This window comes from Pseudemcibacter sp. (assembly GCF_965661635.1).
Classification (GTDB): domain Bacteria; phylum Pseudomonadota; class Alphaproteobacteria; order Sphingomonadales; family Emcibacteraceae; genus Pseudemcibacter.
The window spans coordinates 36,837-61,892 of the sequence record NZ_CBFIEP010000145.1; the positions used below are offsets into that span (position 1 = coordinate 36,837).

28 protein-coding genes and 2 tRNA genes are annotated in these 25,056 nt (G+C 37.9%); 12 read left to right on the forward strand and 18 right to left on the reverse strand.

Annotation, left to right across the window (positions count from 1 at the left end):
• Positions 1-83 precede the first annotated feature (83 nt).
• From ACTF6W_RS09500 to ACTF6W_RS09520, 5 genes are all read left to right on the forward strand, one after another.
• The gene (locus ACTF6W_RS09500) at positions 84-401 is read left to right on the forward strand and encodes a succinate dehydrogenase assembly factor 2 (RefSeq protein ID WP_438994302.1); all 318 of its coding nucleotides are present in this window, start codon (positions 84-86) and stop codon (positions 399-401) included.
• A 53-nt stretch (positions 402-454) separates the two neighbouring features.
• A complete protein-coding gene (mfd, locus tag ACTF6W_RS09505; RefSeq protein ID WP_438994345.1) occupies positions 455-3,886 on the forward strand; it encodes a transcription-repair coupling factor in 3,432 nt (1,143 codons plus the stop codon).
• A 53-nt stretch (positions 3,887-3,939) separates the two neighbouring features.
• Positions 3,940-4,353: a flagellar basal body rod C-terminal domain-containing protein gene (locus ACTF6W_RS09510; protein ID WP_438994303.1), complete on the forward strand. Its 414-nt coding sequence runs from the start codon at positions 3,940-3,942 to the stop codon at positions 4,351-4,353.
• Between the two features lie 156 nt (positions 4,354-4,509).
• Positions 4,510-5,625: a DUF2336 domain-containing protein gene (locus tag ACTF6W_RS09515; protein ID WP_438994304.1), complete on the forward strand. Its 1,116-nt coding sequence runs from the start codon at positions 4,510-4,512 to the stop codon at positions 5,623-5,625.
• 30 nt (positions 5,626-5,655) lie between these two features.
• Complete coding sequence (locus ACTF6W_RS09520; protein WP_438994305.1) at positions 5,656-6,429, forward strand: NAD kinase; 774 nt, start codon at positions 5,656-5,658, stop codon at positions 6,427-6,429.
• A gap of 1 nt (position 6,430) precedes the next feature.
• Here the strand turns inward: ACTF6W_RS09520 and ACTF6W_RS09525 are convergent, their stop codons facing one another.
• The 5 genes from ACTF6W_RS09525 to ACTF6W_RS09545 form a co-directional block, all read right to left on the reverse strand.
• Positions 6,431-7,726, reverse strand: coding sequence for an ATP-binding protein (locus tag ACTF6W_RS09525; RefSeq protein ID WP_438994306.1), 1,296 nt, complete (start codon positions 7,724-7,726; stop codon positions 6,431-6,433).
• A 57-nt stretch (positions 7,727-7,783) separates the two neighbouring features.
• Complete coding sequence (locus tag ACTF6W_RS09530; protein WP_438994307.1) at positions 7,784-8,104, reverse strand: hypothetical protein; 321 nt, start codon at positions 8,102-8,104, stop codon at positions 7,784-7,786.
• A 41-nt stretch (positions 8,105-8,145) separates the two neighbouring features.
• Entirely contained in the window at positions 8,146-9,267 is a 1,122-nt protein-coding gene (locus ACTF6W_RS09535) for a DUF2336 domain-containing protein (RefSeq protein WP_438994308.1), read from the reverse strand.
• Positions 9,268-9,617: 350 nt separating this feature from the next.
• A tRNA-Leu gene (locus ACTF6W_RS09540) sits at positions 9,618-9,704 on the reverse strand.
• Between the two features lie 153 nt (positions 9,705-9,857).
• Positions 9,858-10,613, reverse strand: coding sequence for a competence/damage-inducible protein A (locus ACTF6W_RS09545; RefSeq protein WP_438994309.1), 756 nt, complete (start codon positions 10,611-10,613; stop codon positions 9,858-9,860).
• A 53-nt stretch (positions 10,614-10,666) separates the two neighbouring features.
• On the opposite strand from ACTF6W_RS09545, the gene sfsA reads away from it, so the two are divergent.
• Genes sfsA through radC form a run of 3 tightly spaced genes read left to right on the forward strand, consistent with a single transcriptional unit; the run spans position 10,667 to position 12,865 of the window.
• A complete protein-coding gene (gene sfsA, locus ACTF6W_RS09550; RefSeq protein ID WP_438994310.1) occupies positions 10,667-11,374 on the forward strand; it encodes a DNA/RNA nuclease SfsA in 708 nt (235 codons plus the stop codon).
• Entirely contained in the window at positions 11,374-12,195 is an 822-nt protein-coding gene (gene map, locus ACTF6W_RS09555; protein WP_438994311.1) for a type I methionyl aminopeptidase, read from the forward strand. Before sfsA ends, map begins: the two co-directional genes overlap by 1 nt.
• Entirely contained in the window at positions 12,188-12,865 is a 678-nt protein-coding gene (gene radC, locus ACTF6W_RS09560) for a RadC family protein (RefSeq protein ID WP_438994312.1), read from the forward strand. Before map ends, radC begins: the two co-directional genes overlap by 8 nt.
• Here radC and alr read toward each other — a convergent pair.
• Positions 12,862-14,085 (reverse strand): alanine racemase, encoded by a 1,224-nt coding sequence (gene alr, locus ACTF6W_RS09565; protein ID WP_438994313.1) that lies wholly within the window; start codon positions 14,083-14,085, stop codon positions 12,862-12,864. The genes radC and alr overlap by 4 nt on opposite strands.
• A gap of 70 nt (positions 14,086-14,155) precedes the next feature.
• Here alr and ACTF6W_RS09570 point away from each other — a divergent pair, with 70 nt between their 5' ends.
• Complete coding sequence (locus ACTF6W_RS09570) at positions 14,156-14,506, forward strand: MmcQ/YjbR family DNA-binding protein (protein ID WP_438994314.1); 351 nt, start codon at positions 14,156-14,158, stop codon at positions 14,504-14,506.
• A gap of 4 nt (positions 14,507-14,510) precedes the next feature.
• Here ACTF6W_RS09570 and ACTF6W_RS09575 read toward each other — a convergent pair.
• Positions 14,511-14,587 (reverse strand) — tRNA-Pro (locus tag ACTF6W_RS09575).
• A gap of 112 nt (positions 14,588-14,699) precedes the next feature.
• Between ACTF6W_RS09575 and ACTF6W_RS09580 the strand changes: the two genes are divergently transcribed.
• Together ACTF6W_RS09580 and ACTF6W_RS09585 are read left to right on the forward strand one after the other, a co-directional pair.
• On the forward strand, positions 14,700-15,194 hold the full coding sequence (locus tag ACTF6W_RS09580; protein ID WP_438994315.1) for a hypothetical protein: 495 nt from the start codon (positions 14,700-14,702) through the stop codon (positions 15,192-15,194).
• A gap of 111 nt (positions 15,195-15,305) precedes the next feature.
• Positions 15,306-16,601, forward strand: a complete 1,296-nt coding sequence (locus ACTF6W_RS09585; protein ID WP_438994316.1) for a hypothetical protein — start codon at positions 15,306-15,308, stop codon at positions 16,599-16,601.
• A 6-nt stretch (positions 16,602-16,607) separates the two neighbouring features.
• Here ACTF6W_RS09585 and ACTF6W_RS09590 read toward each other — a convergent pair whose 3' ends face one another.
• The 6 genes from ACTF6W_RS09590 to ACTF6W_RS09615 form a co-directional block, all read right to left on the reverse strand.
• Complete coding sequence (locus tag ACTF6W_RS09590; RefSeq protein WP_438994317.1) at positions 16,608-17,027, reverse strand: MerR family transcriptional regulator; 420 nt, start codon at positions 17,025-17,027, stop codon at positions 16,608-16,610.
• A gap of 64 nt (positions 17,028-17,091) precedes the next feature.
• Complete coding sequence (locus ACTF6W_RS09595) at positions 17,092-17,385, reverse strand: integration host factor subunit alpha (protein WP_438994318.1); 294 nt, start codon at positions 17,383-17,385, stop codon at positions 17,092-17,094.
• 141 nt (positions 17,386-17,526) lie between these two features.
• Positions 17,527-18,504, reverse strand: a complete 978-nt coding sequence (locus ACTF6W_RS09600) for a beta-ketoacyl-ACP synthase III (RefSeq protein WP_438994319.1) — start codon at positions 18,502-18,504, stop codon at positions 17,527-17,529.
• Complete coding sequence (gene plsX / locus ACTF6W_RS09605) at positions 18,504-19,589, reverse strand: phosphate acyltransferase PlsX (protein ID WP_438994320.1); 1,086 nt, start codon at positions 19,587-19,589, stop codon at positions 18,504-18,506. The genes ACTF6W_RS09600 and plsX overlap by 1 nt, the downstream gene beginning before the upstream one ends.
• A gap of 113 nt (positions 19,590-19,702) precedes the next feature.
• Positions 19,703-20,266, reverse strand: coding sequence for a YceD family protein (locus ACTF6W_RS09610; RefSeq protein WP_438994321.1), 564 nt, complete (start codon positions 20,264-20,266; stop codon positions 19,703-19,705).
• 5 nt (positions 20,267-20,271) lie between these two features.
• Entirely contained in the window at positions 20,272-20,814 is a 543-nt protein-coding gene (locus tag ACTF6W_RS09615) for a ubiquinol-cytochrome C chaperone family protein (protein WP_438994322.1), read from the reverse strand.
• Between the two features lie 264 nt (positions 20,815-21,078).
• Between ACTF6W_RS09615 and ACTF6W_RS09620 the strand changes: the two genes are divergently transcribed.
• A complete protein-coding gene (locus ACTF6W_RS09620; RefSeq protein WP_438994323.1) occupies positions 21,079-21,507 on the forward strand; it encodes an outer membrane protein assembly factor BamE in 429 nt (142 codons plus the stop codon).
• Position 21,508: 1 nt separating this feature from the next.
• Here the strand turns inward: ACTF6W_RS09620 and ACTF6W_RS09625 are convergent, their stop codons facing one another.
• Genes ACTF6W_RS09625 through ribB form a run of 5 tightly spaced genes read right to left on the reverse strand, consistent with a single transcriptional unit; the run spans position 21,509 to position 25,048 of the window.
• Positions 21,509-22,015, reverse strand: a complete 507-nt coding sequence (locus ACTF6W_RS09625) for a hypothetical protein (protein WP_438994324.1) — start codon at positions 22,013-22,015, stop codon at positions 21,509-21,511.
• A gap of 8 nt (positions 22,016-22,023) precedes the next feature.
• The gene (gene thiL / locus ACTF6W_RS09630; protein ID WP_438994325.1) at positions 22,024-22,983 is read right to left on the reverse strand and encodes a thiamine-phosphate kinase; all 960 of its coding nucleotides are present in this window, start codon (positions 22,981-22,983) and stop codon (positions 22,024-22,026) included.
• A gap of 34 nt (positions 22,984-23,017) precedes the next feature.
• Positions 23,018-23,476, reverse strand: a complete 459-nt coding sequence (gene nusB / locus ACTF6W_RS09635; RefSeq protein WP_438994326.1) for a transcription antitermination factor NusB — start codon at positions 23,474-23,476, stop codon at positions 23,018-23,020.
• A gap of 1 nt (position 23,477) precedes the next feature.
• A complete protein-coding gene (locus tag ACTF6W_RS09640) occupies positions 23,478-23,906 on the reverse strand; it encodes a 6,7-dimethyl-8-ribityllumazine synthase (RefSeq protein ID WP_438994327.1) in 429 nt (142 codons plus the stop codon).
• A 5-nt stretch (positions 23,907-23,911) separates the two neighbouring features.
• Complete coding sequence (gene ribB, locus ACTF6W_RS09645; protein ID WP_438994328.1) at positions 23,912-25,048, reverse strand: 3,4-dihydroxy-2-butanone-4-phosphate synthase; 1,137 nt, start codon at positions 25,046-25,048, stop codon at positions 23,912-23,914.
• Between the last annotated feature and the right edge of the window lie 8 nt (positions 25,049-25,056).

A 25,056-nucleotide genomic window follows, 5' to 3' on the forward strand; every position in this document is an offset into this window, starting at 1 on the left:
TTTTTTAGGTTTAATTGTTTTCATTTCAAACATATTTTTATATACACATAACATACCTTATCAATTGATGAATGAGAAGTTAAGTGACACGTTTTAACACACCCGGTTTTATCGAAGGACAAATAGATAAAAACGAAAGTATCGATATCCGTAAAAAACGGCTTAAATTCCGAAGCTGGCACCGCGGTATAAAAGAAGCCGATATTTTATTGGGCTCATTCGCCGATCAATTTTTACATGATATGACAGACGAGCAACTTGATAAATATGAAACGTTGCTTCGCGAAGCTGATTCTGATCTTGTCGCCTGGATAACAAATGATCGCCCCGCACCAGAACATTATGATCATGATGTCATGACAATGTTAAAATCCATTGATTATATCAAGATATTAAAGTGAACGATATTTCAGAAGAAAACACCTCGTTAACTTTAAGCAACGTACCAGAAGGTATGGACGCACTTATAATTGCTGAAATTGCAAATTCAGTTAATGCAAACCGTCCATTAATGCATATCGCACGTGATGATTTGCGCATGGAAAATATAGCTGAACTTGTTCAGTTTTATTTTCCTGAAGCTAACGTTATTACGTTTCCAGCATGGGACTGCCTACCCTATGATAGGGTATCCCCAAATCCTGACATTCTAGCACGGCGTATGACCGCCCTTATGAATATCTTAAATCCAACTGATAAAAAACAAATTATCATCAGTACCATTAATGCCGTCACACAGCATATTCCCTGTAAAGAGATCATTAAAAATGCAAGTTTCACAGCTAAAATTGGCAGCACCATTAATATTGGTAACCTGACAAATTATTTAACCCATAACGGATATAGCAGATCCAGTACTGTAGTTGACCATGGTGATTATGCCATTCGCGGCAGTATTATTGATATTTTTCCACCTGGTAATAAAAAACCCGTACGAATTGATCTTTGGGGTGATGAGGTTGATACAATAAAGTTATTTGACCCTGTTAGCCAAAGGACCGACACCAAGATAGACGGTATTAAGCTTGTTCCAATGGGGGAAATTTTTCTTGATGATAAATCAATAAGTTGCTTCAGACGCAAATATGTCACCGAATTTGGCCCTGCACGTGGCAATGACCCTCTTTATGAAGCCGTAACAGATGGCCGCAAACATGCTGGTATGGAACATTGGTTGCCGTTTTTTCATGAGAAACTTGAAACTATTTTCGATTATCTAAATGCACCTTTAATTACAATGGATAATCTCAGTACCGAAGCCTTAGAAACACGCTTAAGTGCTATATCCGATTATTATCTATCTCGTAAAACCGCCTATTCAGAAGCCCCTAATAAAACAGATACAATCGCTCCTTATAAACCAGTTCCGCCGGAACAGTTATTTATGAGTGCGGCTGAATGGAACGATTATTCTGATCAATTAAATTTTCATCAGTTTAACCCATTTGAAGTACCACCCGCTAAAAACACCCGTTCTTATAAAGGGTCACAAGGTCGCAATTTTGCACCGGAACGTAATGATAAAAAAATCAATATTTATGACGCGCTTAGAAAGCATATCGTTGCGAAACAAGAAGCGGGCAAGAAAATATATCTCGCAAGTTATAGTATCGGTGCACGTGACCGCCTAAGTGCAGTGCTAAATGATCATGGAATGTCGCGCTATAAGTTATTAGACAGTTGGAAAAGTGCAAAGCGGCTACCCCGTGATACGATCGGTCTTATAATTTTACCGCTAGAGCATGGTTTTGAAACTGATAAGTTCGCGATTATTTCCGAGCAAGATATTCTTGGTGATAGACTTATTAGAAAAGTTAGACGCACGCGCAAAGCAGAAAACTTTATTTCTGAAGCTTCCGCATTAACGCCGGGGGATCTAGTGATCCATATGGACCATGGTATTGGTCGATATGTTGGACTTAAAACAATTGATGTTGGTGGAGCCGCACATGATTGCGTTCTTCTCACTTATCATGGTGGTGATAAACTTTACGTTCCCGTTGAAAATATTGAAGTTTTAAGCCGGTACGGTAACGAAGACAGTGACGGAAAACTCGATAAGCTTGGTGGTCTAGCATGGCAAGGCCGCAAAGCTAAACTTAAAAAACGTATCCGAGAAATGGCGGATGAATTAATAAAAGTTGCTGCAGAGCGTGCCCTACGTAAAGGGGAAGTTATAAAACCCGCTGATGGTTTATATAACGAATTTTGCGCACGTTTCCCTTATTCAGAAACAGATGATCAATTAAATGCTATAGGCGATGTAATAGAAGACCTTTCTAGTGGTCGCCCTATGGATCGATTGATTTGCGGCGATGTTGGGTTCGGTAAAACGGAAGTCGCCTTAAGAACGGCATTTCTTGCCGTTATGGAAGGCTTCCAAGTCGCGATTGTCGCCCCCACCACCTTGCTTGCGCGACAACATTATAAAACTTTTTCAGAACGCTTTCGCGGATTTAATATTAAAGTTGGCCACTTATCACGGTTAGTAACGGCAAAAGAACAAAAACTTACAAAAGAAGAGTTATCAAAAGGTGATTGTGAAATTGTTGTAGGCACTCATGCTGTACTTGGGAAAACGATTAATTTTAATAATTTAGGCCTTCTCATTATTGATGAAGAACAACATTTTGGTGTTGGTCATAAAGAACAATTGAAAAAATTAAAGAGCAATGTTCATGTTTTAACATTAACTGCGACACCAATTCCAAGGACATTACAGCTTGCCATGAGCGGTATTCAAGGCCTTAGTCTCATTGCTACTCCTCCTGTTGACAGATTAGCAGTGAGAACATTTGTTCTACCGATGGATGATTTGGTTATTCGTGAAGCGCTTCTTCGTGAACATTACCGTGGTGGACAAAGTTTTTATGTTTGCCCCCGGATTTCTGACCTTAAAGAAATTCATGAATTTTTAAAAGAAACCGTCCCAGAAGTAAAAGTTGTTATGGCACATGGGCAAATGTCACCCGGGCAAATTGAAGATATTATGAATGCTTTTTATGATGGTGCATATGATGTCCTTCTTTCTACGACTATTGTTGAAAGCGGCCTTGATATTCCAACGGCAAATACGATGATTATTCATCGTGCTGATAATTACGGTCTTGCACAACTTTATCAATTACGTGGCCGGGTTGGCCGGTCTAAAGTTCGCGCCTATGCTTATTTGACCTTACCACCAAGACGCATTCCTACGCCACAAGCTGAAAAAAGATTAAATGTACTACAAACACTCGATACGTTAGGCGCGGGTTTTACACTTGCTAGTCACGATCTTGATATACGTGGCGCGGGTAATTTATTAGGCGATGAGCAATCCGGGCATATCAAAGAGGTTGGTATTGAACTTTATCAACAAATGCTCGAAGAGGCAGTCGTTCAGGCGAAATCTTCTGCCAATGATGATGATGCAGAAGGAGCATGGTCCCCTCAAATAAATGTGGGTGCATCTGTTATGATACCTGAACGCTTCGTTAAAGATTTAAATCTAAGAATGTCCCTTTATAGAAGAATTGCTGAGTTGAAAAATAGAAATGATATCGATGCTTTTGGTGGAGAATTAATTGATCGATTTGGGTCATTACCAGAAGAAGTCGAGCACTTATTAAAAGTTATAGAAATTAAACAATATTGTAAAATTGCATGTATAGAAAAAATTGAGACAGGCCCAAAGGGTGCAATTATTTCTTTTAGAAATTCGAAGTTCCCAAATCCACCTGGCTTGATCGTTTTTCTAACCAAACAAGGCTCGGTGACAAAATTACGTCCAGATCATAAATTGGTTTATGTTCGAAAATGGTCGAAAGTTGAAAATAGATTACTCGGTTCATTAAACCTTTCAAAAGCACTGGCAAAAATCGCTAATAAAACCCCTAATAGTTAAAATTTTTCCTAATCCTTAATTAATGATTAGAAAGTGCAGTATATAATTTTCGCATGATAAATGGAATTAACACAAGTCTATCTGGATTACTTGCAGCGTTGAAGCGCGCCAATACGGCCGCAAATAATATCGCGAATGCATATAATACGTCTTTACCTGTAGGAGGTGACCGTAATACGGCTACGTTACAGGCATCTCGAGCATATGTTCCGCAAAAAACGGTCAATTCTTCACTTAAAAATGGCGGAGTGACGGCAACGCACGTGCCTGTAAGTCCTTCTTCTTTAACCGTTTTTAGTCCTTATAATCCCGTTTCCAATGAAGAGAGTTTTGTTAATATTCCAAATATTGAACCAGCCATTGAATTTTCAGAGCTTATTAAAGCTAAAAACGCATACAAAGCGAATGCTGCCGTCTTAAGAACTCTCTCTGAAATAGAAGATACAGCACTAGACATTATTGAATAATCTGAACTTTTTATAATTATATAACTTTTTTCTATTTTATTTTGAAAAGATGTATTTTCTTAACCTTTTACCTTTATAGTTTTCCATAAGAATAAAAAAGACTTTAAAAGCCTTCAATTTATGTGGAAATAAATGAGGTTATCTGGTGTGTAAACAATGAGTGAAACAGAGAATTCAACCGGCGAAGAAATCGCGAAATTAATGGTTCTAGCTCACAATAGTAGCAAAGAAGCTCGAGCGGAATTATTTGATGGTATTACGGATTTAATCGAAGCCCAACATCAACAAATTTCAGTTACTGAAATTGACTTGATGATGGACATTCTGAGCACGATTATTTCAGATATTGAAATAAATATTCGTAAAAAATTATCATTAAAACTTGCTGATCGTTCTGATGTTCCTGCTGAACTTATTATACTGCTTGCTAATGATGAAATTGAAGTCGCAAACCCTATTCTTATTCAGAACACTCTTCTTACAGATAAAGATCTTATAAAAATTATTCAACGTCGATCTCGCCAACATCAAATGAGCATTGCGTCACGTAAAATGCTATCTGCTGATGTCTGCAGAGAATTAGTGAGTACAAACGATGATAATGTAATTGTGACGCTTCTGACAAATCAAGAAGCAAAGATTGACAATGACACGATTGAAAAAATTATCGAAAAAGCGAAAGTCAGAGAAGTCCTTCAACCGCCACTCGTAAGACGCGAAGATTTACCAAAAGACATCGCAGCACGCATGTATAGTTGGATATCCATGTCGCTTAAGAGCGAGCTTCTTAAAATTCATGACTTTGATGCTGATGAGCTTGAAGGTGTCCTTGAAGAAAGCATCAATGAGTTAAAAGAAGAAGATGACCTTTCAAGTCCTAATATTGAACCTGAAGTCGCTCTAATATCTAAGCTTAAAAAAGCAGACAAACTACACATTTCTTTTTTGATGAAAAGTCTGCGTCAAGGAAATACACGCCTATTTGAACTTGCTTTTGCAGAAATCTTAAATATTCCTGATGAAATCATGTGTAATATTTTATATAATCGTGGTCCAGCTGCCCTGGCTATTGCTTGTTGCGCTGCACGCATTGATAAATCGGTTTTTCTAACTATTTTTCGCTTAACCCGTGAAGCAAAAATGATGGATACCGAGCTAAGTAAAGAAGAAATCAAGCATACATATAATCAATTTGTGAACACAAACGAGCAGCGCGCTAAACTCATTTTACACAAATGGGTTGAAGATTCCGCTCGCACGCCTATATTCTAATCCTGTATTAATTTCTAAGATTGGCGTATTATGTCGAAAACTGACATTAAACTTGCTTTGGTGAATAGCCACAATGAACTTGCTGTAGAATCCGCTTCAGCACTTCGAAAATTATATGATTTTGTAGATATTAACAAAGCTGACGTCATTGTCGCCCTTGGTGGTGACGGTTATATGCTACATTTATTTCATGAACTGATTGAAGTAAATAAACCTATTTTCGGAATGAATTTAGGTACAGTTGGCTTTCTTCTTAATCAATATGATACGGATAATCTTCTGGAGCGTGTATCCAAAGCCATTCCTTTCCAACTGCATCCTCTTAGGATGGAAGCCATCGATATTGATGGTAACAAAACGGATGCAATCGCATTTAATGAAATTTCATTATTAAGAGAAACACGCCAAGCAGCAAAAATCAAAATATATATCGACGACAAACTTAGATTAGAAGAGCTCGTTTGCGATGGTGTCTTGCTTTCTACACCTGCTGGAAGTACTGCTTATAACCTATCTGCTCATGGTCCAATTATACCAATGCATGCAAATATTCTTGCCCTTACGCCCATAAGCGCATTTCGACCACGCCGTTGGCGTGGAGCACTTCTTTCACAAAGTGCAAAAGTTGTATTCGAAGCATGTGATCCAAACAAAAGGCCAGTAAGTGCGGTAGCTGATACTATCGAAGTGCGTAACGTAAGAACAGTATCCGTTGAGCAAGATACGTCACATTCTAAAAAGCTTTTATTTGATAAAGAACATACACTTGAAGAACGTATTCTAAATGAACAGTTTATTAGCTGAATTATTTAGTAAGCGGGATTAACACCGTAAATTCAGATCCCTCACCGACTTCACTTTTCAAGATCACATCTCCACCCATTTGGCGTGCGAGGTGCTTTGAAATATGTAATCCAAGTCCGGTACCTTCTTCTTTTCTCGCATAAATATGACCGCGGTCTTGATGGAATTTTTCAAATACAAGGTCTTGTTGTTCTGGTGATATTCCGATACCTGTGTCCCAAACACTTACAGCGATGACATTCTCAGCAAACAATTTCGTTCTAATACCAATTTTACCACCTTCCGGCGTAAATTTCACAGCATTGCTCATTAGGTTTACGAATACTTGAGTAATGCGGCGCGTATCAGCATAAATATTTATATCATCAGTTATACTTAATTCACTGATATCAATTTCTTTTTTATCTGCGTTAATCACAACCATATTACGTGCTGTTTCCACTACTTCTCGCAGTGATACGTCTTCTGTTTCAAGTTGGATTTTCCCACTTTCAAGCACAGCAACATCAAGAATATCATTAATAAGATGAAGCAAATGTCGGCCGGCATTCATGATGTCGTTACTGTAAGAAATATATTGGTCATTAAGTTCACCAAATGCTTGCATTGTCATGGTTTCAGCAAATCCAATGATTGCGTTAAGTGGTGTTCTTAATTCGTGGCTCATAGCCGCAAGAAAATCTCCCTTGGCTTCAAGTGCTTCCTCAGCTTGCTTTGTGGCCACATCTAATTTTGCACGTTTATCTTTTAAATCGTTAAGTGTTTCATTAAGTGTTTTTTGAACTTTTTCTGCTTTAACTTTCGATTTATGGCTATCGGTAACATCGGTTCCTGCCCCCCTAAATCCTTGGAACTCACCGGATTGAACATCAAATAATGGCACACCGCTTAGATAAATATAGATATTCTCATCATCTTGATCTTTTAAGACCATAAGTTGATCCCTAAAGGGGGCATTCTTTTTCATAAATGATGTACATTTAACTTCGCCACCTTCAAATCCCTCTAAAAGATTTCCGACATCATCAAGACGCTTACCCATTATCAAGAATGATGGCACACCAGTGATCGCTGTAAAACGGTTCGACAAATATGTGAGGTTAAATGATTTATCAACTTCCCAATACCAGTCTGACGTTGCACGCGCAAAGTCACGATAGCGTTGTTCAGTAATACTCGCGTCTTCTGAGTTACTCGCTTTATATTGTTCAGTACAATCCGTATATGTACCACCAATCGCGATGACATACCCTTGATCGTCACAAATAGGAAAATGACGAGAACGATACTGACGCATATTACCATGAATATGTATTGTTTCTTCTACCGTTACGCTACTACGCGTTAACTGTACTTAGTTTAAAATTGATAAAAGGCTAGCCGGGAGAGTATATTCGCCGCGCGGATGATGCACCATGCCGTTTATCGATTCACTATCACTCACAAGCGCACGATAGCCATCATTAACAAACACCAATTCACCTTTGATAGTAGAAACATAAAGAGGAACATTTTCATCGAACTTCATTTTTGCCAGAAGCATATGAATTTGATCTTTTACTGTTGGGTTATCGCTTCTTTCAAGCTGATTTTTGACAAGCTTTTCCGCCCTAAGCTTCTCGACGATTTCCAACGGTATGATCGTTTTGTTCGTTATATTATTCTTGTTTTGCACTTTACTTTCCTATCCCAGTAATGTGTGGAGCATGGTTTGGCTTAGCATGCGTCCTGTAATAACATTTGTGCTTCCTGATAATGATAATCGCGTTGCCAATATTTTACGGCCGCCTTTGCATTATCTGGTTTTATTCTATCATATAAATTTAACATCGTATTCAAGATTGATGTCGATCTTGCTTTTGGTCCACTGTTGGCTTGCAGGATCAAAAGAAACATCGTTGAAAATTGGCTCTTCTCTAATCCTATCGCTCTTGAAATTACAGCAAGTCCTTCATCATTCTTTTCTCTTATCACTCGCCATATTATTTTTACACCAAGTCCGCTCAACTCAGCAAGTGCTGCTACAGCAACATTAATTTTTTGCTGCCTAAGAGAGGTAACAACAAAATCAAAATTTAATTTTCTTTGGCTATCCAAATTTTTGACCAGAAGGATTACCTTTTCCATGACCCCTTCTTTTTCATTATGTTTTTCAATGACTTCCTTGGTTGCATCTTCTAATGCATCATCCAGTAAGGTTTCATCAATATCAAATTCCGCGACAATTTTTCGGCGAAGTGCAGCTGAAACCCACCAATACATTTTATGTACAAGTTCAAATGAAAGATCGTTTCGATTAAGCAGTGGTTCTTGGAATCGGTCTACTGATCGCGATTCTTGTACTAAATAATCCATGGATGCTTTTGAAAGTTCGGCATTTGAATTTTGAATTAGAGCTTCAATAACATCTTCGTTTCCATGTTCAATCAGTTCATCAGAAACAGTTTCACTTACATGTTCACGTATGGCAATTGATAAACGATGAGAATCCGTTCTATTGCGAATCGTTTCAACAAGATCTTCATCTTTTAAAAGTGCACTTTTCTCTAAAACTGGTCTTGCAACCTCAATGTGATCATTTGCAAGCATAGTCACTAGTTCAATAGAAATCTCATCAGATTCGGCTAATCTCTCAGATAATCCTTTACGGATTTTCTTTTCAACGTTCTTAAGAAGTTTAACCATTATATCGTTCATCAAAACGCGTTCATGATCATTCAAACGCCCATCAGGAGATAGGAACATATCAGTGATATTTTCCATAAGGGCTTCTTTAGACCCTTTGGTGCTATCCTGAGCCAGTTTGATCAAGCCTGCTGATGAAAGATTCTCGTTCATAACTTTCCAACTAATCCCTACGCTTTTTGCTTACTGCAATTTTACGTAATGTTATTATTTTCTTATATTTTTTACTAACAAAGTCTAAAACGATAAGGTTAACAAAATCTAAAAATCCTTATATTCCAGAGAGTTCAATATATCAATTCAATTAAAACATTAAAAATTCTTAACAATTCTACAATCTTCATATTAATTTTTCTAAAATTTGAACAATAAAAATTTTCTAGAAAAAAATGCATCGCATATAGTTCACGAAATCATAATTAAAACCATTGTCTAATTAACAATTGGCTTAAAGAGCACATAAAAAGATATTTTATTGTTTTATTTCAATTAGTTAAGGTAGGTGGTGCGCTCGGCCGGACTTGAACCGGCAAGCCCGTGAAGGCGGCAGATTTTAAGTCTGCTGTGTTTACCAATTTCACCACGAGCGCACAATTGAAACGTGATTGGTAAATCGATAAAAGGGTATGCCACATTATTTTAACGAATGGAACCACCAGTTTTCATTTTTTTCATTTTTTTGTCTTTTTTGGCAATTTTCTTCAAGATTTCATCAAAAAAGTAAAGACTCGGCGAAATTGATTTTACTTTGGAGCTTCTCCAGCAAAATATTCGTATCCCAATCCAATGATTTTTTCTTTTAAACTATTTAGTGCTTGATCAACATTTTCTTCAATTGCTGATCGAATAACGAATGTAGCACCATAAGCCCCTTCTTTATAAAAAGGATAACTACCAATAGTTAAATGTTCAAAAGTCGTCTCTACTTCAGAAAGGATATTTGCGAATTTACTTTCTCCATGAAAAACATGTATTGATTTTGATGTAATTTTTGGCCCACCTGTAATACGATCTTCTAAGTCTTGCAACATGCTTTGCATAACTGCTGGAATTCCAGCGAGCACAAATACATTTCCCATTTGAAAGCCCGGTGCTGCACTAACAGGGTTTTTAATTAAGGTTGCGCCATCAGGGATCATTGCCATTCTTAAACGTTCTGGCGTCATATTTTCTTTTCCCATTTTATCTTCAAGTAGCTTCTTTGCCTCTTCATTCAATAAAAAATCAACACCAAATGCACGCGCTACATTTTCAGCTGTAATGTCATCATGTGTGGGTCCGATACCTCCCGTCGTAAACACATAATTAAAAGTAGCACGATATTCATTTACCGTTTTCTGAATACGTTCAGCGACATCGGGAATGACGCGGACTTCATCTAAAATAACGCCCATGCTTCCTAACCATTTGGCTAAATGATTTAAATTCGCGTCTTTGGTTCGGCCGGATAAGATTTCATCACCAATAATGATGAGGGCAGCAGTAACTTTTTTTACCATTCTTTTTATCAACTCAATTGAATAAACATTAAAATAATACTATATCCTAAGATATGAAATATGAACACGAACTTTTCCATGGAACTTTAATTAAACGATATAAGAGATTCCTGGCCGATATAAAATTGGATAATGGCGAAATTGTCACCGCTCATTGTGCCAATAGTGGATCAATGCTTTCATTAAAAGATGAAGGCAATGAAGTTTGGTTGTCACCCGCGACAAACCCTAAAGCAAAGTTAGATTATAAATGGGAAATTGTAAAAGCTGACGGTGCTATGGTCAGTATCAACACATCTTGGCCAAATAAATTGGTTGAAGAAGCAATCCTTGACGGCACGATATCAGAATTACAAGGGTATGATGATTTGCGAAGAGAAATGAAATACGGACAAAAAAGCCGTATTGATTTATTTTTAAGTAATCATCCTGAAAATGCGGATTGTTATGTGGAAGTCAAAAGTGTCACATTAAGCCGTGAAACGGCACTTGCTGAGTTTCCTGATTCTGTTACAGCTCGTGGTACAAAGCATTTAAATGAATTGAAAGACATGGTTGATCAAGGCAGCCGCAGTGTCATGTTATATTTGGCACAAAGGTCCGATATAAATAAATTCAAAGTCGCATCAGACATTGACCCCGCTTATGCAGATGCGTTAAAGATGGCAAAAGAAAACGGTGTTGAAGCATATTGTTATATTTGTACAGTTACACCATCAGGTATAAAGGTGGATCATAGTATCCCCATTTTGGAAGAATAATGAGATATATAAAAGCATCTGATGCACCGGTCGAAGCAACGAGCGCAATTAAAATTCATGATCCTCAAGATTTTGAAGGCATGCGAAAAGCTGGAAATTTGGCGGCGCGCACTCTTGATATGATAACACCTCTTGTCGTGCCGGGCGTCAGTACTGACGAGCTGGATAAAATTTGCGCTGATTTTGTCGCGGATCATGGTGCCATTAGTGCCCCTCTTAATTATAATGGCTTTCCAAAATCCATCTGTACATCGATCAATCATGTTGTTTGTCATGGCATACCCGGACCTAAAAAACTTAAAAAAGGCGATATTATTAATATCGATGTCACCGTTATTGTTGATGGCTGGTACGGCGATACGAGCCGCATGTTTTATGTTGGCCCACCAAATGTTAAAGCAAAGCGACTGGTTGACATTACTTATGAATGCCTCATGCGCGGTATCGATCAAGTTAAGCCCGGTAATACAATGGGTGATATCGGCTATGCCATTCAAGAATATGCATATAGTCAAAGATGCAGTGTAGTGGAAGTATTTTGTGGCCACGGCCTTGGGCGCATTTTTCACGATAGTCCAAATGTTCTGCATTATGGCCGAAAAGGTGAAGGCGCCGTCATCAAAGAAGGCATGTTCTTTACAATTGAGCCAATGATTAATCTTGGCACTAAAGAAGTAAAAGTTCTATCTGATGACTGGACTGCCGTAACGCGCGATAAATCGCTTTCGGCGCAGTTTGAACATAGTATGGGGGTGACCGCTGATGGAGTAGAGATTTTCACTCTATCACCAGAGGGTCATACTAAGCCCCCTTATGTCTGATGAGCATAAGAAAGGTCATAGAGAGCGTTTAAAAACACGCTTTAGAAAAGGCGGTGTAAAAGCACTCGCCGATTATGAACTTCTCGAACTTTTATTAATGATGGCCATTCCAAGACGTGATGTAAAACCACTCGCAAAATCACTTATTTCGGAATTTGGTTCTTACGCCGAAGTCATTAGTGCCTCACCGGAAAGACTAATGGAATTTAATGGTGTAGGCGAAAATGTCGTAACGGCATTAAAACTCGCGGAAGCGAGTGCACAAATGCTATCGCAAGGCAAAGTTATGGAAAAACCAGTGCTTAGCAATTGGCAAGCACTTATAAATTATTGTACGTCACAAATAGCCTATAAAAAGAACGAGCAATTCCGTGTGCTTTTTCTTGATCGACAGAATAGATTAATTGCCGATGAAAAAATGCAAGAGGGAACAATTGACCACACGCCCGTATATCCACGTGAGATTATCAAACGTGCATTAGAATTAGGGTCAAGCGCGATTATACTGGTACATAACCACCCTAGCGGTGACCCAACACCAAGCCGCGAAGACATTGATATGACTAAGAAAATAGCAGAAGCCGGAAAGCAATTAGGTGTGATGCTTCATGACCGTCTCATAATTTCCAAAGGCGGCCACAGCAGTTTTAAAACCATGGATTTAATTTAAACCTTTAATCGCGTAAGATAGGGTTTCAAGCAATTGGCCGTGTGATAGGCATGCCCCCCAGTTTGATTGGAATATTCTGTATTGGTGATCTCTTCATCACCATCTTTCCCAATGATAGTAACAATATCTCCTATTTCGATATCATCCGAACCTGTAACATCAATTGAAATATGATTGGCCGTGATAAGAGCAATCATAGGGTATTTCTTACCCTTAATAAGGACATTAGCATTATTTACGCTGCTTAGGGCAAAGCCATCTGAATACCCAAGCGGCAATGTGGCGACCCGCATTGGTTTTTCAATTTTATAAGCTTGGTGATACCCAATTGAATCGCCCGGTTCCATGTCTTTCACATAAATAATTCTCGTCTTAACACCTAGAACAGGCCTAATATCCATATTTGGCATTGGCTCTAAACCAACAAGGGCGCTCCCTGGTCTCACCATATCTAAATGTGAGCCGGGATTATGATCCACTTCGGCGCTTGATGCAGCGTGACGCACTCCTAAATCAATCCCCTTGGCTTTTGCAGTATCATAGATAGAATTTAATCTTTTAATTTGGATGGGATTAAAATCGGCATCTTCAGTCATGGCCGTCAAAACACCTTCAATTTCAATATGTGAAAGCGCGGCGACTTTCTCGACAAAGGCATCAGCAATTTTATAAGGCACCCCTACTCGCCCGAGCCCTGTATCAATTTTAATATGAACTTTCGCAATACGATTTAATTTCACAGCTTCTTCATTTAATATGTCAACCGCATCCGAAAAGACGGATTGGCTAATATTATGTGTAATGGCCGTTCTGGCATCACGTGCAGAAAATGGGCCAAGGTTTAAAACCATACCTTCTATACCATTGTGCCTTAAGTGTTCCGCTTCATCCATTTTTACAACAGCAAAATGGCTAATTCCCTTTAACTCCATTGACTTGGCAATTTCAATGAGACCATGACCATAAGCATTACATTTAATAACAGCCATAATCGGACGCCCATCAATTTTTTTACGTACTTCGGATATATTATGATTTAGATTATCAATATTTAATTCCACCCAAGTATCAAACTGATCTTCAACTGTTTGCGGTAGAGGTCCAGCTATATCACTTTCTTGCGCTTTCGTAATTGTGGCCGCAGTTCCCGTTAAGACAACACCTGCAGAAACTGTGCTTGCCAATTTTATGAAATCACGCCTATTTTGATCTTGTCTCATTTTATTCCCTCATATTCACTTTTTAAAAATTGTATCATAGTTTATAATTGGGTCAACAAGGGGTAATAAAATGACCAGAGACGAATTCAACGATTATTGTAAGTCATTAAAATCAACCTCCAATGTCGTACAATGGGGGGATGCTAGCGTATGGAAAATTGGCGGTAAAGTATTCGCAATACATTCAGGACAAGATGATAACGCGCACACTATGAGTTTTAAATGTAGTGAACTTAATTTTCGGATTTTGACGGAATTGGATGGCATTCAAAGAGCCCCTTATCTAACTCAAGGAAACTGGATACAAATTACATCTGAAAAAGCAATGAACAACCAAGATATCAAAGATTATATCAAAGACTCATATGATATCATTGCCGCAAAATTGACGAAGAAATTAAAAGGTGAATTGGGTATTTAGTGAATGGTCGGAATGACAGGATTTGAACCTGCGACCTCTTCACCCCCAGTGAAGCGCGCTACCATGCTGCGCTACATTCCGACATCAATTCGAACGCAATATAACCATAGAGCATCGCTCCTGCAACAGGCCAATTGATCTTTTGCTATTTTATTTATAAAGTACTCACATATTAAAAATATAGGATTTCAAAATGCTAAAAAAACTAATTGCTATCTTCTTTGCTGGTGCAATCTCAAGCGCACAAGCACAAAATCTCGAAGAGTTTACAGTAGAGAACATTCATTTTCACATGGGCGTCGTGGCTGCCTTTGCCGAGGTGGTAAGTATGGATGTTAAGCAAATCGGACTTAGCGAAATGTTTTCAGAAGAAGAAGCCACCAAATGGGAACCCGTTGTCAATCATATTGCTGAACGTAACGGGGTAAAAGCATATCGTGAAAATGACTTTTTAGTGACCGATCTCTTTTCACCTTCAAGAACCAATGGCCTTACATTATTTTTAATTTATAAGGGCGACACCCTGGAAAAATATAACGCATTGAAAAAACGCAAAGCTGAGCTTATTGCAAATAATCAATATGACGAATCCGGCAGACGAGAAATTGCAACCGGATTTGGAAAACTACTCGATTATTCAGATGATGTTATCAATCGACTTATTGCATCCAATGGTGGCCAACATTAATTTTTATTCGAATTTCATTTATTACAATTTTAATTAATTCTTAAATCAAATTTAAAATAGCTGTTTTATCCTAAATAATTAGAATTTCTTTGATTATGGATATTAAACAGAATGTTTAAACGGTTAGACAATGTTACCAAATCTACTATTGCGGTATTTTCTTCCTTTATCGGAAGAAGTGCTAATCGTTATGGTGATATCCAGAATTTTGAAAAAATTATTTCTGTTAGCGATTTATTTGCAACTGGAAAAGTTCATTTGATAAGCCTTCAGTATTTGAAAGAGCAACTCGGGTTTTCCTGGTACGGGAAACGCGACGAAATTTTAAAAAAACTGTCGATACGCCTCAAGCAAAATACCAATGACGAAGATGTAATATTCTCAAGATCTGAAACAGAACATTTAGTTGTTTTTTCAAATACCCCTCAAAGTGACGCACAGCAATTATGCGGAGATATACTAAAAAAACTATCAACTGAATATTTAGGACAATGCTACGATTGCAACGTTATTATCAGAACAGCAACAGGACGGCGTCACGGTAAATTGCTATTTCAAGATGTTGCTTATTCCAGTATTAAAAATTCCACTCCTGATATCATAGAGCAAGCGCCAAAGCCTAAACTTGAGTCTTTTCCATCACCAATAGATGAAAAAAAAGAAAGACCATATGAGTTAATATACAAGCCAATTTGGGATAAAAAGAACAATATCGTTTCTACTTTTATGATTAGTCTAAGAAGTAATAAAAAGAAAAAAGGAAGTAATATTGACACGTCACCTATTGGATACCGTTCCTTACCAAACCCCTTTTGCCTGGCATCAATGATAGAGCTTGATAAATATATGCTCGATGAAATTATAGAAATGATGCAGGATTTCTTTAAAAATAACTTTAGGGCTATGTTCGCTATCCCCTTACATTATAAAACCCTTTTTAATCTTACACGGCTCCATAATTTCTTATTTCATTGCCAGTCTATCCCCATACCCTTAAGAAAATATATTACTTTTTCTCTTATTGGTTTTCCAGAAGGTTTTCCTGAAGCTCGTATGAATTTAATTACAACAAGCCTACAAAAATTTTGTAGGAACGTAACAATAGTCAGTGAAAAAATTCCGAGTGATATCGGCTATTATAAAGGGTGTGGTGTATCCGGTATTTGTCTTTTTATTCCAGAAAAAATAAAATCTACAAAAGGTTATTCCTCTGAGCTAAACAAACTCGCTAAGAAATGCGCAAAAGAGAATATAAAATTGTCACTTGATGGCGTTGATAAATTCGAAGAATTGGAACCGATCAAAGAAACTGAACTCGATTATATATCGGGTAATATAATTGGTCGATATGAAGATGCTCCATTACATATTACACATATGGGATGGAATGATATTGTTAAGCACTAATGATGGTTAAGTTTTCAAAGACTTCTTTAAATTGTCTCTCGTAACTTGAAGATTATCTCTTATAGACGTCAATGAAACATCGTCACTATTTGCAACTGCAATAACGTCTGGCGCAGCATTGTCATCTTCTGCGGAGGCATTAGTATATGTCTGATGAACAACGGCTTTGACACCATGTTCTCTTAATAATTTTTGCGCGCCCTTAATGGTATAACCATCATCATGAAGTAACCGTCTTATTGCCTCAATTATTTCAACATCTTCAGGGCGGTAATAACGACGACCACCACCACGCTTCATAGGTTTAATTTGGCTAAACTTGCTTTCCCAAAACCTTAATGCATGTTGTGGAATACCGATACCATCAGCGACTTCACTGATAGTTCGAAAAGCATTTGGTGATTTGGCATGTTTTGAGGCTGACATTTAGCTCAATATCTCTCTGCGCTGCATGTGTTGCTACTATAGAAGCAGAAACAATTTCCAATTTCTATGAATTACTCACTCTATCTTTTAAGACTTGTGAAGGTCTAAAGACGAGTACTCTTCTTGGTTCAATTGGAACTTCTTCCCCTGTTTTTGGGTTACGTCCAATACGGCCACCTTTATCGCGAACAATAAAGCTACCAAATGAAGAAATTTTAACATTGTCCCCATTGGTCAAAGTAGAGGCAATTTCATCAAGAACTGTTTCAACCAAATCTGATGATTCATTTCTGGATAGCCCCACTTCCTGATACACTGCTTCAATCAGATCCGCCCTTGTTACTGTTTTTCCACTCATGTTTCCTACCTCTTTTGTTTTCTTTAGCCTACTGCAGCAGAATTATGCGGTCAATATCAAAGGGATGCACAAACTTCCTAAAGGACTAGTTTACGTAACAAAATAGCAAAAAAGGTAAAAAAAGGGGGGTAAAATAAACTTTTACCACCTTAAAAGACAAGCACCCCACGTGAATCCCCCACCCATTGCCTCTAGAATCACAATGTCATCTTGGGTGATTCGGCCATCGCGCACCGCTTCATCAAGCGCTAAAGGAATAGAAGCAGCCGATGTATTCGCATGTTTATCGACCGTGACAACAACCTTATCAGGAGAGATTTTTAACTTGCGAGCAGTGCCATCTAATATGCGTTTATTGGCTTGATGAGGTACAATCCAATTTATATCGTCAGATGTCATATTGGTATCTTCTAAAACTTCACCGACCACTGAGGCTAAATTTACAACTGCGTGACGGAAAACTTCTCTTCCTTGCATTCTTAAATGTCCAACCGTTTGTGTCGAAGAAACTCCACCGTCTACATAAAGCATATCATTATAGCGACCATCAGAGTGAATGCGTGATGCAAGAATTCCTTGATCAGAATTATCGCCTACACCTGCTTTTGCAGAAAGTACGATGGCACCGGCTCCATCACCAAACAAAACACATGTTGTTCGATCTTCCCAATCTAATATTCTTGAAAATATTTCAGCACCGATTACTAACACATGTTTTGCTTGCCCAGCCTTGATGAAATTATCCGCAGTTGTTAACGCATAAACGAAACCGGAACAGACTGCCTGCACATCAAATGCGGCACCTTTCGTTATGCCTAATTTACGTTGAACAGTAGTTGCGGTTGAAGGAAAGGTTTGATCCGCCGTCGATGTTGCGACAACGATAAGGTCTATGTCTGCAGCATTTAAATTTGCGCTTTCCAAAGCTTTGGATGCAGCGGCTACTGCTAAATCTGAGGTAACCTGATCATCCGCGGCAATATGGCGTTGCTTAATGCCCGTTCTCTCGATAATCCATTCATCAGATGTATCAACTTTATTCTCTAAATCTTTGTTCGTTAGGATATTTTCAGGTAAATATGATCCTGTGCCCGATATAATCGAACGAATGGCGGTCATTATGTTTGTTCCTTGATATTCATTTCTATAACCGTTTCGTCAGCCTCATCTTCATCGGTTTCTTCAATTGTATTCTTAAAGTTTGTTAAATCACGTGTAATTTTCCCCGCAAGGTCATTTTCTGCCATGTCAACAGCAACACCAATTGCAGCAGCAAATCCCTTAGCTGACGCGCCACCATGGCTTTTAATAACCAAACCATTCAATCCCATAAATACGGCACCATTATGATTATTTGGATCAAGATGATTTTTTAAAGACTGCAATGAAGAACTGGCAAATAAAGCGCCAATTTTGGACAGAATAGATTCCATCAGACTACGTTTTAATAGGTTAGCAATCATTTTTGCCGTACCTTCAGCCGTTTTAAGCGCAATATTACCCGTAAAACCATCAGTCACCACGACATCAACTTCACCACCACCTAATCCATGGCCTTCTGTGAAACCTTTATAATCCATTGGGATATTAGCTTCGCGAAGCATTCTATCAGCTTCTTTAATGACATCGCTACCTTTTAATTCTTCAACACCCACATTTAGTATAGCTACAGTCGGCTTAACGACACCTAATACTGTGCGCGCAAATGCAGCGCCCATAATTGCGAACTGAACCAAATTATTTTCATCACATTCAACATTCGCGCCGAGGTCAAGCATTACACTTTCCCCTCTACTTGTCGGTATGAGTGATGCAAGAGCTGGTCTATCGATCCCTTCCATAGTACGAAGAATAAATTTCGCCAGGGCCATTTGAGCGCCAGTGTTGCCGGCAAGAACCGCCGCGCAAGCTTTATCATCTTTTACGGCTTGTATGGACTGTCCCATACTCGAATCTCTTCCTCGTCTTAAAGCTTGACTTGGTCGTTCATCCGCTGAAATCACCTTATCTGTATGAAAAACTTCACAACAATTTTTGAGAATTGGGAAGCGCGTTAGCAAAGGGACGATTTTAGTTTCATCACCAAATATTAAAAACTTTAGACTAGGAACACGTTCACGCGCAATACTCGCCCCCTCGATTACGATCTCAGGAGCGTGGTCACCGCCCATTGCATCCAATGAAATTACAAGTTCACGCGTCAAAGCATACCCTTAATTTGAATTTTACTATAATTATCTTAACTCAATCTAATATATATAGCCCAATAAAGATATCATATAAAATATAGCAATATCAGTTATCTTCAAGTGTTATGTTAAAGCTCTTTCAAAACTGCAAAAGGATTTTTCTTTTCTAATTTCTTTGTTGCTTCATCTTCACTAAGAATTTTATAACCTAATTCTTCGCCTTTGATCTCATTTTGTCGAGGATAGCTATTCATAAACAGGGCTAAATATTCAGCAACGTATTCGCCAATATCTACCTCTTTATCTTCGATAATTTCAATATCATCATCATCAATGTTAAAAACAACTTCTTGACTATCATTATTGTTTTTTGATGGCGGCGCGTTTTTTTGAAAAATAATTGAAAATTCTTCGTTTATTGATTCGTGCACTTCATTTAAAGTCACAACACACGATTGAATAACTTCAGCGTCCATTTTGACGCGAAGCAAATAATCGCCTAATTCTTTTTGTTTCCTTCGATTAAGGATACATGTAGCCTTCAGCGACACAACTTCAATTATCGAGAACCTTTCGGCAAGTAAAAGGCATTCATCCGAAGTCGCTTCGATAATTATCTCAGTCGCTTTTTTTTCTACTAGATCGAGATTAAAAGTCCTACTGAATTCATTAGCTGTGTTTTCTTCATTCATAATTTTTAATTGCTCGGTAATTTAAACTCAATATGACCATCTAAGATTTTCTCAATATCTTGCTTTATAATCAATTCATATTGCTGATATATATATGAAACCATTTTTTTCAATATGTCCTCATTTATTGTTTTCTCACGGTATAAATTACGCTTTAATGTATTAGACATTTCATCTTTATTTTCACTAGAAAATAAATTTTGATACGCTATCATTCGTCCATAGAATGCTTCAGCCATCACTTTAATTTTTTTTCCCACACCCAAATCACCCACTCCAATTTCTCTCAAAGTTAAATCCAGGTTATCAAACATTATTTCTTGTAGAATTCTTTTAAATTCTGGCACGTCTTTAAAATTTTTATGATGATCTAATTTTTCCAAAACTATCGCCATATGAACGGACATTAAATCAAAACGTCCATCTAAACTATCCTCCACAGAATAGTTTTCGTAAAAATCGATTACGCGGGAATGTTCGATGATTATACTGAATATATTATGTGCTGCATTATTCAGTTTCTTTTTATTAAATAAAAACCCAAACATTTTTCATTATTTCTTTCGATAAACTGGTTTTAGTTAAGAATTATACCCTTAAATAAAATTCATACACTAAATGATTGACTACTGTTAATCCAAATGTCATTTTGTTGCTAAAATTAAGGCTTTATATTAATATGTAAAGCTTAGACTTTGTAAGATGAATTAACATTTTGCTATTAATTCTGCAATTAAATCTAAGTATAGGACAGTTTTTATAACTGAAAACTTAAAAAAATGAAGATAAATGTCAAAAATAGCATTATTATGATGTCTTTAATTACTCTTCTTGCGGGATGCTCCTCAATTAAAAACTACCGTGGCTATATCCCCGACCCAGAAATGAGTGATGCTATTCGAGTAGATGTTGATACAAAGGTTTCAGTTCAAACCATGCTAGGCAACCCTACTATGCGTCCCACATTCGATGATAATAACTGGTATTATTATACCAAAAGAACGGAGCGATGGGCCTTTTTCAAAGAAAGAGTAACAGAAATGGACATTCTTGCTATCTCGTTTGATAATGAAGACTATGTTTCTGATATTAGAAGATATTCTGTAGAAGATAATCAAATCGTCGATCCAGTTTCCAAAAAAACAGTAACACATGGTAAAGATGAAAACTTTTTCGCCGAATTATTTGGTAACGTTGGGCGCTTCGGTGGTGGTGGATCAAATCCTACGGCAGGGAATTAAATTAAAAATTTCTACTTTCACTAATCACTACCCTGTTAACGATTTCCCGCCCAATTTCTTGGTTTGCTACTTCTTTTATTTTTGCTGATAACCTATCAAAATCCACTATTCTTGGGTTATCTTCACGTCCTATCGGATTAACACTAAAATAACGAAGCAATGCATCTTTGATAATGATAACGTTTTTTACAACCAATAACTTATCATCATTTCCGATAGTTTCTAATGACACATTCATTACTGCATAATTGAGAACTCGACCCTTATAAAATAGTGGTAGGTTTAATTTTTCAATTTTTGCATATTGATAATCAGGAAGCTCAGGTGCTTTCTCTTCAATTACCACTTCAACAGGCTCAGTTTCATCACCAGACTGCATTATAAAGAAGCCAGCGGCACCTCCACCACCAACTATTAACCCCGCTAAAAGACCTACAATTAAAAGTTTTTTACCACCACCAGATGGCTTTTTATTTTCTTCACTTGTCTCTTTTTCTTCTTCTGCCATTTGCTTACCTAATTTTCGAAATGGCGGTAACCTTTATTATCAATTCTTATTTCGGCTTGCCGCTCATCTAATAAAACTATTCTTTGCTCAGCTATAATTTCACCTATTTTTGTAATGCCATGACTTTGACAATTCGGGATATTAAGCAAGCTTTTTTCATTTTCTGGAGGCACTGTGAAAAGTAATTCATAATCATCACCGCCTGTCCACGAAAGATGATTATACTCTGGTTTAGTTTCCAAAAGATTACCGAAAGCAGCAGAAATTGGTATCTTGGGTTGATTTATGTGAGCGCCCACCCCCGAATTTTTGCATATATGAGATAAATCACCAATTAATCCATCGGATATATCAAGCGCAGAAGAGGCAATATTCACTAACGCTTTACCTAATTTTAGTCTTGGGAAAGGTTTATAAAAACGATTTAGAATAAAATCACTCCCTGCAACATCCAGATCATTTTCGATAATTTTAATAGCAGCCGCGGCGTCACCAAGAGTGCCGGACACATAAATACCGTCGCCTACTTTTGCACCCGTTCTAGTTAAATGACTTGCTTTTTTAGTTTCACCAATGGCCGTTATAGATATCGTGATTGGGCCATTAGTCGCGACACTATCCCCGCCCCATAACGACCATTTAAACAATTTTTGATTATTCTCTAATCCTTTACAAAAACTTGATAGCCATGCTTCAATATATAAGTCTTTGTTTGGAAGCGCTAAACTTAATAAATAACCTAAAGGCTCTGCCCCCATTGCAGCAAGGTCTGATAAATTACAACGCAATGCCCTTTCGGCGATTAATTCAGGATCATCGTTTGAAAAGAAATGAACATCCGCTACCAATGCATCTTTCGTGAAAACTAAATCTGTGTCTGACTTGGGTGAAAATACAGCCGCATCATTCTTCAATGAAAAAGCAGGTGCCCCATTTCCTGTTAAAGGAGAGAAATATTTTTCAATCAAGTCAAATTCGGATGTCGTCAGTGTTCAATCACCTTTAACTGCGTTTTTCTTTCGCTATTTTATCTAAAATTCCATTTACGAAAGCTGGGGTTCCATCATCAAAGAATGCTTTAGTGGCATCAATATATTCATTGATTATAACACTCGTTGGCACGTCAACCCTTGCTATCAATTCATATATACCCGCACGAACTGCCGCTCTAGCAACAGATTCTATTCTCTCTATTGTCCAATCATCACCCAGTTTGGATTTAATTAAAGCATCAATTTCTTCTAATCGCTCATTGGTCCCAAGAACAATATCACTAAAAAAAGCCGTATCAGCTTTCTCAAGCGGCGTATCATCGATTATTTCATTAATTCTGTGATCAATAAATTCTTTAACAACAATTTTTGCCGGCGAGTTGTTTGCTTCAATTTGATAAAGTGCCTGAACGGCGGCTAGGCGAGCAGAACTTCGCGCACCGCCTTTTGCCTTTTTAGTGTCAGCCATTTTAAGCAATTCCATATTGTTTTTTAAGTTCGATCATTCGTACAGCCGCTTCAGAAACAGCACCGCCCTTATTGTACTTATCAACAGAGCAACGTGCCCATGCTTGGTCGCGATTTTCTACTGTCAGAATTCCATTGCCGATTGCCAATCGATCGCGAATGGCTAAGTCTTGCAATCCACGTGCGCTTTCACCACAGACATAATCATAATGGCTTGTTTCACCGCGAATAACACAGCCGAGCGCGACAAAGCCGTCATAACCATCATTACCGTCAGCAGCAAACCTAATAGCCGCAGGAATTTCAAGAGCACCAGGCACATCAATACGGTCAGCTTCTGCTCCGACAGCTTCTAATGCTCCAATGGCGCCTTTGGCAAGTTCATCAGCAATATCGTCATAAAAACGTGCTTCTACGATTAATACCTTCATTGCGACTAATCCTTTTTATCCACAACTTTTAATTCAATATTTTTATCAAAACGTTGATGGCCAATAATATTCAAACCATATCCTTCAATTCCGACGACATTTTGCTCACTATCCGAGAGAAGCACGAAATCCTTAACCCCTAAATCAAGTAAAATTTGAGCCCCTATGCCATAGTTCTTAATGTTTGGAGATTTTTTCTGCGCTTTCTGGTCTTTTTTAGCAATTTCATCAGTAATATAAGTCTTACGGTTTTCGCGAAGAAATACCATAACACCGCATTCTTCTTTGCCAAGTTCTACCATCGCCCTTTTAAACTGACCCGTTCTAGGTCCTTTTTGGCCAAGTAAGTCTTCAAAAATATTAAAGGAGTGCATACGGACTAGCACTTTTTTGGCTTTCGTCGGATCACCTTTAACAAGAGTAAAATGCTGAATACCGTCATCTTTTGCCATATAAGCGCGCATTTTAAACTCACCGCCAAATTCTGAATCGACATTTGTCTCATCAATACATTCAACAAGATTATCATTACGGCGGCGATAAGCAATGAGATCAGCAATTGTTGCGAGCTTTAAATTATGTTTTTTTGCAAATTCCACAAGATCCGGTAAACGAGCCATTGTGCCATCATCATTCATGATTTCGCAAATTACCCCAGACGGAATTAGCCCCGCTAAACGCGCAATATCAACTGCAGCTTCAGTATGACCCGCACGAACAAGTACCCCACCGCGACGCGCAATAATTGGAAAGACATGGCCAGGTGTTACAATATCGTCCTTGCTTTTTGTAGGATCAATTGCAACGGCGACAGTATGAGCGCGATCCGCTGCAGAAATACCAGTGGTTACACCTTCAGCAGCTTCTATAGATGTTGTAAAAGCAGTATGATGGCGCGTTCTATTATTCTGTGACATCATTTCCAGCCCGAGTTCTTCTGAGCGCTCAGCAGTCATTGTCAGACAGATAAGTCCACGACCATGTGTTGCCATAAAATTAATAGCATCAGGTGTCGCCATTTGAGATGGGATAATTAAATCACCTTCATTTTCACGGTCTTCATCATCTACAAGGATGAACATTCTTCCATTCTTCGCATCTTCCAATACGTCTTCAATGGGAGATAAAAAATTATTCGGCATTTTACTCT

Coding starts and splice junctions, on each gene's coding strand:
- mfd (WP_438994345.1), top strand. CDS start 455: ATGGACGCACTTATAATTGCTGAAATTGCAAATTCAGTTAATGCAAAC.
- ACTF6W_RS09510 (WP_438994303.1), top strand. CDS start 3,940: ATGATAAATGGAATTAACACAAGTCTATCTGGATTACTTGCAGCGTTG.
- ACTF6W_RS09515 (WP_438994304.1), top strand. CDS start 4,510: ATGAGTGAAACAGAGAATTCAACCGGCGAAGAAATCGCGAAATTAATG.
- ACTF6W_RS09520 (WP_438994305.1), top strand. CDS start 5,656: ATGTCGAAAACTGACATTAAACTTGCTTTGGTGAATAGCCACAATGAA.
- ACTF6W_RS09525 (WP_438994306.1), bottom strand. CDS start 7,726: ATGCGTCAGTATCGTTCTCGTCATTTTCCTATTTGTGACGATCAAGGG.
- ACTF6W_RS09535 (WP_438994308.1), bottom strand. CDS start 9,267: ATGAACGAGAATCTTTCATCAGCAGGCTTGATCAAACTGGCTCAGGAT.
- ACTF6W_RS09545 (WP_438994309.1), bottom strand. CDS start 10,613: ATGGTAAAAAAAGTTACTGCTGCCCTCATCATTATTGGTGATGAAATC.
- sfsA (WP_438994310.1), top strand. CDS start 10,667: ATGAAATATGAACACGAACTTTTCCATGGAACTTTAATTAAACGATAT.
- map (WP_438994311.1), top strand. CDS start 11,374: ATGAGATATATAAAAGCATCTGATGCACCGGTCGAAGCAACGAGCGCA.
- radC (WP_438994312.1), top strand. CDS start 12,188: ATGTCTGATGAGCATAAGAAAGGTCATAGAGAGCGTTTAAAAACACGC.
- alr (WP_438994313.1), bottom strand. CDS start 14,085: ATGAGACAAGATCAAAATAGGCGTGATTTCATAAAATTGGCAAGCACA.
- ACTF6W_RS09570 (WP_438994314.1), top strand. CDS start 14,156: ATGACCAGAGACGAATTCAACGATTATTGTAAGTCATTAAAATCAACC.
- ACTF6W_RS09580 (WP_438994315.1), top strand. CDS start 14,700: ATGCTAAAAAAACTAATTGCTATCTTCTTTGCTGGTGCAATCTCAAGC.
- ACTF6W_RS09585 (WP_438994316.1), top strand. CDS start 15,306: ATGTTTAAACGGTTAGACAATGTTACCAAATCTACTATTGCGGTATTT.
- ACTF6W_RS09590 (WP_438994317.1), bottom strand. CDS start 17,027: ATGTCAGCCTCAAAACATGCCAAATCACCAAATGCTTTTCGAACTATC.
- ACTF6W_RS09595 (WP_438994318.1), bottom strand. CDS start 17,385: ATGAGTGGAAAAACAGTAACAAGGGCGGATCTGATTGAAGCAGTGTAT.
- ACTF6W_RS09600 (WP_438994319.1), bottom strand. CDS start 18,504: ATGACCGCCATTCGTTCGATTATATCGGGCACAGGATCATATTTACCT.
- ACTF6W_RS09610 (WP_438994321.1), bottom strand. CDS start 20,266: ATGAATGAAGAAAACACAGCTAATGAATTCAGTAGGACTTTTAATCTC.
- ACTF6W_RS09615 (WP_438994322.1), bottom strand. CDS start 20,814: ATGTTTGGGTTTTTATTTAATAAAAAGAAACTGAATAATGCAGCACAT.
- ACTF6W_RS09620 (WP_438994323.1), top strand. CDS start 21,079: ATGTCTTTAATTACTCTTCTTGCGGGATGCTCCTCAATTAAAAACTAC.
- ACTF6W_RS09625 (WP_438994324.1), bottom strand. CDS start 22,015: ATGGCAGAAGAAGAAAAAGAGACAAGTGAAGAAAATAAAAAGCCATCT.
- nusB (WP_438994326.1), bottom strand. CDS start 23,476: ATGGCTGACACTAAAAAGGCAAAAGGCGGTGCGCGAAGTTCTGCTCGC.
- ACTF6W_RS09640 (WP_438994327.1), bottom strand. CDS start 23,906: ATGAAGGTATTAATCGTAGAAGCACGTTTTTATGACGATATTGCTGAT.
- ribB (WP_438994328.1), bottom strand. CDS start 25,048: ATGCCGAATAATTTTTTATCTCCCATTGAAGACGTATTGGAAGATGCG.